This window comes from Terribacillus saccharophilus, from assembly GCF_046592895.1.
Taxonomy (GTDB): Bacteria; Bacillota; Bacilli; order Bacillales; family Amphibacillaceae; genus Terribacillus; species Terribacillus saccharophilus_D.
Map to the genome: position 1 here is coordinate 1 of NZ_JAWVPU010000009.1, position 1,386 is coordinate 1,386.

The 1,386-nt window shown below is 52.7% G+C and carries 13 tRNA genes; all 13 read right to left on the reverse strand.

From position 1 onward, the window contains the following. Positions 1 to 7: 7 nt before the first annotated feature. A tRNA-Leu gene (locus SFC66_RS17095) sits at positions 8 to 89 on the reverse strand. Positions 90 to 107: 18 nt separating this feature from the next. Next, positions 108 to 181, reverse strand: a tRNA-Cys gene (locus tag SFC66_RS17100). A gap of 6 nt (positions 182 to 187) precedes the next feature. Then, a tRNA-Gly gene (locus SFC66_RS17105) sits at positions 188 to 262 on the reverse strand. A 74-nt stretch (positions 263 to 336) separates the two neighbouring features. Next, a tRNA-His gene (locus tag SFC66_RS17110) sits at positions 337 to 411 on the reverse strand. A gap of 15 nt (positions 412 to 426) precedes the next feature. Continuing rightward, positions 427 to 500, reverse strand: a tRNA-Trp gene (locus SFC66_RS17115). Between the two features lies 1 nt (position 501). Beyond that, positions 502 to 587, reverse strand: a tRNA-Tyr gene (locus SFC66_RS17120). A gap of 8 nt (positions 588 to 595) precedes the next feature. Beyond that, a tRNA-Phe gene (locus tag SFC66_RS17125) sits at positions 596 to 668 on the reverse strand. An 18-nt stretch (positions 669 to 686) separates the two neighbouring features. Next, positions 687 to 763 (reverse strand) — tRNA-Asp (locus SFC66_RS17130). Between the two features lie 151 nt (positions 764 to 914). Next, positions 915 to 989 (reverse strand) — tRNA-Met (locus tag SFC66_RS17135). A gap of 35 nt (positions 990 to 1,024) precedes the next feature. Further along, positions 1,025 to 1,100, reverse strand: a tRNA-Val gene (locus tag SFC66_RS17140). Between the two features lie 20 nt (positions 1,101 to 1,120). Next, positions 1,121 to 1,195, reverse strand: a tRNA-Glu gene (locus SFC66_RS17145). 20 nt (positions 1,196 to 1,215) lie between these two features. Further along, positions 1,216 to 1,307: transfer RNA gene (locus tag SFC66_RS17150), tRNA-Ser, on the reverse strand. Between the two features lies 1 nt (position 1,308). Next, positions 1,309 to 1,383 (reverse strand) — tRNA-Asn (locus SFC66_RS17155). Between the last annotated feature and the right edge of the window lie 3 nt (positions 1,384 to 1,386).

Genomic DNA, 1,386 nt, shown 5'->3' on the forward strand with positions numbered 1-1,386 from the left:
TGTGTGATACCGGTGGCCGGGGTCGAACCGGCACTCCTTACGGAACACGATTTTGAGTCGTGCGCGTCTGCCAATTCCGCCACACCGGCATGTTAAAAAGTATCTTATGGAGGCGGCAACCGGATTTGAACCGGTGATCAAGGTGTTGCAGACCTTTGCCTTACCACTTGGCTATGCCGCCAATTTTTGGAGCGGAAGACGGGATTCGAACCCGCGACCCCCACCTTGGCAAGGTGATGTTCTACCACTGAACTACTTCCGCATACAAGTGAGGTTCAAAGGATTCCCTGAGGAATCCTTCCCTCTTACTTGGCTATAGCCTTAAAGCTATATGGAGGGCGATCGATGGGAATCGAACCCACGAATGCCGGAGCCACAATCCGGTGCGTTAACCCCTTCGCCACGACCGCCATGTTGAATATGTTATGGCAGGGGTAGCAGGATTTGAACCCACATTTACGGTTTTGGAGACCGTTGCTCTACCATTGAACTATACCCCTATGGTGGAGGGAGTAGGACTCGAACCTACGAACCCGATGGGAGCGGATTTACAGTCCGCCGCGTTTGGCCAACTTCGCTATCCCTCCAATGAGAGTGGCTCGGGACGGAATCGAACCGCCGACACACGGATTTTCAGTCCGTTGCTCTACCGACTGAGCTACCGAGCCATATGTATGAAATATAAGTGGCGGTCCGGACGGGACTCGAACCCGCGACCTCCTGCGTGACAGGCAGGCATTCTAACCAACTGAACTACCGGACCACTTTGAAAAAGTATCTAGTTACACCTAAACGATGCTGTGTTTTGGTTGCACCCTACGGGTACTCCGATTTTTCACTAGCCAAGAAGAAAACTCAACGTAGTAAGTGAAACATTATGGTTGCACACTACGTGCACCACGATCAAAACATTATGGTTGCGGGGGCAGGATTTGAACCTGCGACCTTCGGGTTATGAGCCCGACGAGCTACCCCTGCTCCACCCCGCGATAATAAAAGGTATTCTCTATGAAACTGATATAGATGGTGGAGGATGACGGGCTCGAACCGCCGACCCTCTGCTTGTAAGGCAGATGCTCTCCCAGCTGAGCTAATCCTCCGGAATGGTCTTGATAATAAATGGTGACCCGTACGGGATTCGAACCCGTGTTACCGCCGTGAAAGGGCGGTGTCTTAACCGCTTGACCAACGGGCCATCTATGTATATGAGTTGTATGGCGGAGAGCGAGGGATTCGAACCCTCGAGACCGCTGTAGCAGCCTACACGATTTCCAATCGTGCTCCTTCGACCTCTCGGACAGCTCTCCGTGGCTCCACAGGCAGGATTCGAACCTGCGACCGATCGGTTAACAGCCGATAGCTCTACCACTGAGCTACTGTGGAATA